This window comes from Wohlfahrtiimonas larvae (assembly GCF_002006755.1).
Lineage (GTDB): Bacteria > Pseudomonadota > Gammaproteobacteria > Cardiobacteriales > Wohlfahrtiimonadaceae > Wohlfahrtiimonas > Wohlfahrtiimonas larvae.
The window spans coordinates 1-6,930 of record NZ_MVDO01000098.1 but is presented as its reverse complement, the minus strand read 5'-3'; the positions used below and the strand labels follow the sequence as shown (position 1 = coordinate 6,930).

General features: G+C 37.5%; 6 protein-coding genes and 1 pseudogene. All 7 read right to left on the bottom strand.

Going from position 1 to position 6,930, the window contains the following annotated elements; translation table 11 throughout:
• Positions 1 to 755, bottom strand: a pseudogene (locus tag BZK14_RS06125) (ATP-binding protein); the annotation flags it as partial.
• 17 nt (positions 756 to 772) lie between these two features.
• Positions 773 to 1,441, bottom strand: coding sequence for a heme exporter protein CcmB (gene ccmB / locus BZK14_RS06120; RefSeq protein ID WP_077925666.1), 669 nt, complete (start codon positions 1,439 to 1,441; stop codon positions 773 to 775).
• A complete protein-coding gene (gene ccmA / locus BZK14_RS06115; RefSeq protein WP_077925665.1) occupies positions 1,438 to 2,079 on the bottom strand; it encodes a cytochrome c biogenesis heme-transporting ATPase CcmA in 642 nt (213 codons plus the stop codon). Before ccmA ends, ccmB begins: the two co-directional genes overlap by 4 nt.
• Positions 2,080 to 2,081: 2 nt before the next feature.
• On the bottom strand, positions 2,082 to 3,815 hold the full coding sequence (gene ccmI, locus BZK14_RS06110) for a c-type cytochrome biogenesis protein CcmI (protein WP_077925664.1): 1,734 nt from the start codon (positions 3,813 to 3,815) through the stop codon (positions 2,082 to 2,084).
• On the bottom strand, positions 3,812 to 4,270 hold the full coding sequence (locus BZK14_RS06105; RefSeq protein WP_077925663.1) for a cytochrome c-type biogenesis protein: 459 nt from the start codon (positions 4,268 to 4,270) through the stop codon (positions 3,812 to 3,814). The genes ccmI and BZK14_RS06105 overlap by 4 nt, the downstream gene beginning before the upstream one ends.
• Positions 4,270 to 4,821 (bottom strand): DsbE family thiol:disulfide interchange protein, encoded by a 552-nt coding sequence (locus BZK14_RS06100; RefSeq protein WP_077925662.1) that lies wholly within the window; start codon positions 4,819 to 4,821, stop codon positions 4,270 to 4,272. Before BZK14_RS06100 ends, BZK14_RS06105 begins: the two co-directional genes overlap by 1 nt.
• A gap of 9 nt (positions 4,822 to 4,830) precedes the next feature.
• Positions 4,831 to 6,810: a heme lyase CcmF/NrfE family subunit gene (locus BZK14_RS06095; RefSeq protein ID WP_077925661.1), complete on the bottom strand. Its 1,980-nt coding sequence runs from the start codon at positions 6,808 to 6,810 to the stop codon at positions 4,831 to 4,833.
• Positions 6,811 to 6,930: the final 120 nt, after the last annotated feature.

Below are 6,930 nucleotides of genomic sequence, written 5' to 3'. Positions count from 1 at the left end.
CCTTTTTGGTTATGATCTAAAGCATGTTGTAAATATGGCACTAATACAGATAATTCAGTTTTTAAGTAACCGAAATTATCTAAAGTTAACTTTGTTGGCTTAGATTTAGAAACCACATCTTTCAATATATTGTATGGCGTTGTTTCATGTGAAAACATTGCTTCAATAAAGTTGCGGGATAACAAATCCACTTTGCCGCGGAAGAATAGAGAAGGGCCATGATGCACACGAACTAAACCTGTGCGTGCTAATGTACCATCCGATGCAAATGCTGTGCGAATATCTTGGGGCGTTTTTTGTAATAAAATAGATAAGAAACGATGCATTTGATCTGAGCTGATGGCACCTAATAAATCCAAAGCATTGTTCAGCAATGTTTCATTGTAAGTGATCAATGTGAACTCTAATAAAGCGCATTCCACATCAGATAAATCAATTAAAGTTTTAAGATTATCTAGATTATGACGAAGATCTTCGTTGTATGCTGCTGTGAGTAAATCAGGAGCACTTAAAAGTATTTCTTGCTGTTCGCGTAATGAGTTTAAAATATCTGCCCGATTCAATGGGGGTTTATGGTTGATCCATTTATCCAATGAAAGGGCAGTTGCTAATTGATCATCGCTAAAAAAATCTTTATGGATAAATTCACGATGGCCACCTAAATCCAAAATAATGGTTAAAATCCATGAATGTACCAATGGTGGTAATTGCTCGGAATATTCCATGGTTGTGGAAGGGAATGTTTGTTTTGTCATGTAAAACTCAAGAAAATTTAATGAAGGCTGATGCGCAGTGCAAAAGCTGTAATCAGAGGGGCGACAGCAAGCGAAATTAAGTCCAAGGCTGCGAATACGGCATAGAAACCGATCACAGAATGGCCTTCAACAATACGTAATGTTGCCTGTACGCCAAAAATTAGTACGGGTAAGAATAATGGTAGTGCAATGATACTCAATAATAAGCCTGCACGTTTTAATTGTAGTGTTAAAGCAGTACAAATGGCACCAATACAACTTAAAATAGGCGTGCCAATGAGTAAAAGAAATGTGGTTTCTAGTGCTTGTGGCACAGAAAAATAGAGCATTAAGCCTAAAATTGGTGAAACAATAATGAGTGGTACGGCTGTTAAACACCAATGTGCAATGATCTTGGCGAATACAACGATAACTAATGGTGATCCTGACAGCATTAATTGTTCTAATGAGCCATCATCATAATCACTTTTAAATAAACGATCCATGATCAACATATTCGATAATAGAGCACCAATCCATAAAATGGCAGGTGAAACATCACGCATGACTTTTTCATTATCCAACCCTAATCCGAGTGGAAATAGACTCACAACGATCAAGAAAAAGATCATAGGAGTCAGTAACTCTGTGCGTTGGCGCATGCCTAATTGTAGATCACGTTGAATGATCGCAGTGAATACACTCATTCTTTCCTGTAGCTTTCAATAATATGGTGATGATTATACACACCTTCTGAGGGTGTTTGATGTGAAGTGAAGATAACTGTACCATTTTTTTGGTAATGTTCTGTAATGGCTGTTTCTAAAATCTCAATAGAGCGTTTGTCTAACGCAGTGAATGGTTCATCGAGAATCCAAATAGTTTTGGGTTCTAGCCATAATCTGGATAGTGCAACCCTACGTCTTTGCCCTGCGGACAAAAAACGAATGGCACGATCTTGTGTTGGAATAGAAAGCATTTCAAACACTGATCGAATCTCTTCGTTTGTACGTTGCACATTTTGAATTTTGAGCATCGCATGAATATTTTCAAAGGCTGTGAGATCTTCTTTTAAACCAAGTGCATGCCCGACATAGAGAATATTGTGGTGATAAGTATGAGCAAGCTCTTTACGATCAACATCGTTATAGAGAATATTGCCCAAATAAATATTGTTTAAGCCAGCAACAACACGCAGGAAAGTTGTCTTGCCTGCGCCATTTTCACCTTCAATATAAAGGCTCATACCATTTTGTAATGTCAGTGAAACAGGGGTAAATACCTTACGGTAATTACGTGTAGCACTGACATCTTCAATGGTTAATCTGAACTCAGAAAATGCCATTATTATTGCACCATAGGTGAAGCTTTGGATTCTTCACGAATTTGATCTAATGTAATGATATTAACTTTGCTAGGCGAGATCATCTGTTTAGTACTTTCAATATCACCTGCTTTGCCTACAACATCGCTGCCCATGCTCAAGCGACCGCCAATTTCAAGGTTTTCCATAGTAAATAAGCTTGGTGTACCTTCCATTAATTTATTAGCATCAGTTACTGCAATGGTTAACGGAAAAGTTAAGTTTTTTGCTGAAGGAATTTTCTTAGCAGCCAATGGCATGCGAGAACCTGCTGGAGAGATGAATAGATTTAATGTTGCTTCTTCAGGTAATGTGCTTAAGTCCACATTAGGCGCATTAACTTGTATAAGGAAGCGTTGATCTTTTTGTGCATTGACTAAATCAACAGTTTTTTGCATTGGTTCAGAGCGTTTACGGTTTTTTGAATTAACTTCAAACATAACAGCACTTTCATAAGCACCTTTTGCCAATTGCGATAGATCTGTGACATACACAGATTCACCATTCACAATATTAGTAATTTCCGCAAACACAGCTAAATGTTCAAAGCTGCGAATAGGATTTTTGACATCATCAAAGCGATTAAAGTCATTCAATGCTAATTCTGTTGGTAATTGTGTATCTGGGGTAATCAATATTTCTTTATAAGCCACAGAAGTATTATCTTCTTGATCAATCATATAAAGCGTTAAGATGGATGGTGTTGATAATTTATCCCAATCTAAGTCTGCAAATGTTTGTAAATTTATCACATAGTTGCGTACTTGTGTTGTTTCCATTGCCTGCTGAGTGACAGAAGTGATAATCATATCAATTGCTTGCAATGTTTGTTGCACTTGCTCTTGACGTGATGGGTCTCTATTTTGAGCAAAGAGTTCACGCAAAATACGCCATTGTTCGACAGATTTTTCAATCATTTGATTGTCATACAAGGCTTGGGCATACATCACACGCATAGAAGTTTCTGCAGGATACAATGCAAAGAAACGGTCCATTTTTGCTTGAATGGTAGGTGTAATCTTATTATTAGAGCTTTGCATTTCAATATCAATGATCATTGCATTGGCAATGAAATCAGTTGGTGATAAAGATAAAACACGAGTATAAACTTCGTGAGATGCACTAAGCCATTTCACATCATATAACAATTTACCCAATAATTTTAATGTTGGAATATTGTCATGTGTATCTTTTGCACTCATAAAAAACAGAGCAGGAAAACCATATTTTAATTGATTAAAAATTTCTGGATCACGAGGTTGAGGCTCAATCGCTAAAATACCATTCAATGAGTCCAATTCAGAGGTTGGAATTACTTCACGCCATTCTGTGAACTCATTGATTAGGCGTGCACGTTCTGTATCAAATGTGCGTGTTTCTGGTGTATAAGAGTATGCCCAAAAGCCACCAATGGCTAATAAAGGAAAGAGTAAGGTAATAAGGACAACCAATAAACGAGCTGGTTGAGATAAGTTTTTACCATTTTTTTGGCTGATTTTTAATAGATCACGTGCAGCTTCTGCATTTTGAATGTCATATTCTGCTTGTGTGAGTTGTCCATTAGCTAATTCAGCAGATAAGCGTTTTTCTGTCGCAAGATAATTTTTTTGATAAATATCTTGTAAGGTAACTTCTTGCTGTGCTGATTTTGAACGAGTTAACGGATAAAAGATTGCCAATATTGTCAACGCGAAAAGGAGAAAAGATGCGAAAATCATTGATGAGTATCCTTTTTATTTAACAGCTCAGCCAATTGCTCTGCTTCTGATTGTGATAAAGGTTGGACAGTTTCAACGGCAGGTTTACGACGGCGCGTAAAAATGATGATGAGCACGCCTATTAAAATAATGGCAGGACCAAACCATAAAAACCATGTGATAGGTTTAACGGGTGGCGTATATAAGACAAAATCACCATAACGATCCACCATGAATGTTAGAATTTCGCTATCGCTTCTGCCATCGTTGATCATATCATAGACACGATCTTTCAAATCTTTGGCTAATGGTGCATCTGAATCAGCGAGGTTTTGATTTTGACATTTTGGACAACGTAAGTCTGTAATGAGTGAATTGAAACGTTTTTCATTAACAGTGCTTTCAAATGGATAAATATTTACATTTGCTGTGGCAACAGTGCCCAAGAATAACGCGAGCATTAATAACTTTTTCATTATGGTTGAGCTCCTTTAGCATCCAATGATTCATAGATTGCTTTTAATTTGCTGTTCCAAATATCAGGTAAGATTGCGCCTACATGACGGTATTGGATCACATTATTTTTATCCACAAAAAATGTTTCAGGTGCGCCATAAACGCCGAGTTCAATACCAACAGCGCCACTCATATCTAAGAAATTGAATAAGTAAGGATTGCCAAGATTTTGTAACCATTCATATGCTAATTTAGGATCATCCTTATAATTTACACCATAAATATTGATGCCCTGAGTTTTTAAAACATTCAATGTTTCATGTTCATCACGGCAAGTTGGACACCATGTTGCCCATATATTCACAAGGGCAGGGCCCTTGATGTCCTCATTGGTTAAAATTTGTGCGATAGATCCAGGTGCAGAGAGCTTACTCGCGCTAAATTCAGGTAATGGCTTGCCTTCTAATTGTGAAGGCAATTTGCTTGGATCATTGCCTAACGTAATGAAGAAGAAGCCAAAAACTCCCATTAAAGCAGCAACGGTAATACCAACAATTACAGGTTTTTTCATATGAACTCCTTATTTCTCAGAGCGTTCAGGTTTGCGTAAGCTGAACATTGCAACCACAGCTGCAATAGCCATGATGACGCCACCTAACCAAATCCAACGAATGAAAGGTTTAACATATAGACGAATTGCCCAACTCTGACCTGGGCGTTCTTCTGATAATGCAATATAGAGATCATCTAAGAGAGATGCACGCAATGCAACTTCACTGATGGGCATGCCACTTGCTGCATAAACACGTTTTTCTGGGTACATCATACGCAAGAATTCACCCTGGAAGCTAACAGAGAATGTACCTTTAGTTGCTGTGTAGTTAGGTCCTTTAATATCTTGGAGATTTTCCAATTTAAAATCATAGCCTTGAACAGCTTCAGTTTGACCAACACGCAATAAACGATCAGCTTCAACGCTGTAGTAACTTGTCATTGTGATACCAATGATCATGACAACTGTACCAAAGTGCCCTAAGTTCATGGCAATGCGAGATAATGATTGAGAGAAGAAACCTTTGATGAAGCTTGCATTTTTAGGTTTATGTAGCGCAATCTCAGCCAAAATACCAAAGAAAACCCAATAACAGAGAATGAGTGCTAAAGTTACCATCGGATTGATCAATGGTAATGCAGGCTCATTATTATGGCTTAAGTTATTGACATACATCACATAAGCAGCATTCGATAATGGTCCCATAATTAACGAAGCCACTGCCATGATGATGAGTGGTTTTTTAATTCGGCTTAACTGATCCTTTTTAAAACGAACCATTGGTGTAATGCCCATAATAACTAATAAGAACATTGCTAAAGGGTTGACTGTTTTATTAAAGAAGTTAGGGCCAACTGAAATTTTACCAATGGCTAACATATCTATGATCAGCGGATATAATGTACCTAAAACAACAATGAAGCAGACAACAGATAAGAATATATTGTTCAATAAAATGCCTGTTTCTTTAGAAATTAAAGTGACAGCAGATTGCTGGCGAATACGACCAGAGCGGAATAGCAATAATGCGATACCAAATATTACAACCATCGCAAGAATCATCAAGATGATTGCGCCACGGCGAGGGTCAGCTGCAAATGAGTGAACAGATGTTAAAACACCTGAGCGTACTAAGAATGTGCCCAATACACTTAAACAGAAACATAAAATTGCCATTAACACTGACCAAACAGAGAATACTTGACGTTTTTCTGTCGTGATCAATGAATGAAGTAAAGCTGTAGATAAAATCCAAGGAATCAAAGATGAGTTCTCAACTGGATCCCAGAACCACCAGCCTCCCCAACCTAGTTCATAATAAGCCCACCAACTACCAACAGCAATTCCTAAAGTTAAGAATCCCCATGCGGCTAAGACCCAAGGGCGTAACCAACGAACTGTTGTACGATCAATATAACCATTGATTAAGATCGCACAAACAAACGCATAAGGAATCGCAAAACCAACATAACCCATATACAATAATGGTGGGTGAATGATTAAGCCAACGTCTTGTAATAATGGATTTAAGTCACGGCCATCAAACGCAAGATTATCCAACATACGATCAAATGGATTGGATGTAAAAAGAACGAATGCAATGAATGCCGCAGAAATTGCGCCTAAAATTGCAAGTGTTGTGGCTGTTAATTCAATGGGCAATTTACGCATAAAGAATAGAGAAACATACATCCACAATGATAATGTCACAACCCAAAGTAATACAGATCCTTCATGGCTGCCCCAGATTGCTGTAAATCTGAAAATTGCAGGAAGCTGAGTATTGGAGTTTTTGAATACATAAGCATAACTGAAATCATTGATGTAAAAGGCATAACCTAAACATAAGAAAGATACTAAAAGCATAAAGAAAACCCAAGCTGTCAGTGGTTTTGCTGTACGCATCAATTGAATATTGTGAGTGGTTAATCCTACTATGGGTAGGAACAGCAGTAATAAAGATGCTGCTAATGCAATATAAAGTGCTAATTCGCCAAATGGTAACATGTGGGCTCCTTAAGGTTGTGAGCCAGGATGTCTGGAGTTTTCATCAATCACGATGCCAGATTTTTCTAAGGATTCTTTCACTTCAGGTGGCATATATGTTTCATCATGTTTTGCCAAAAT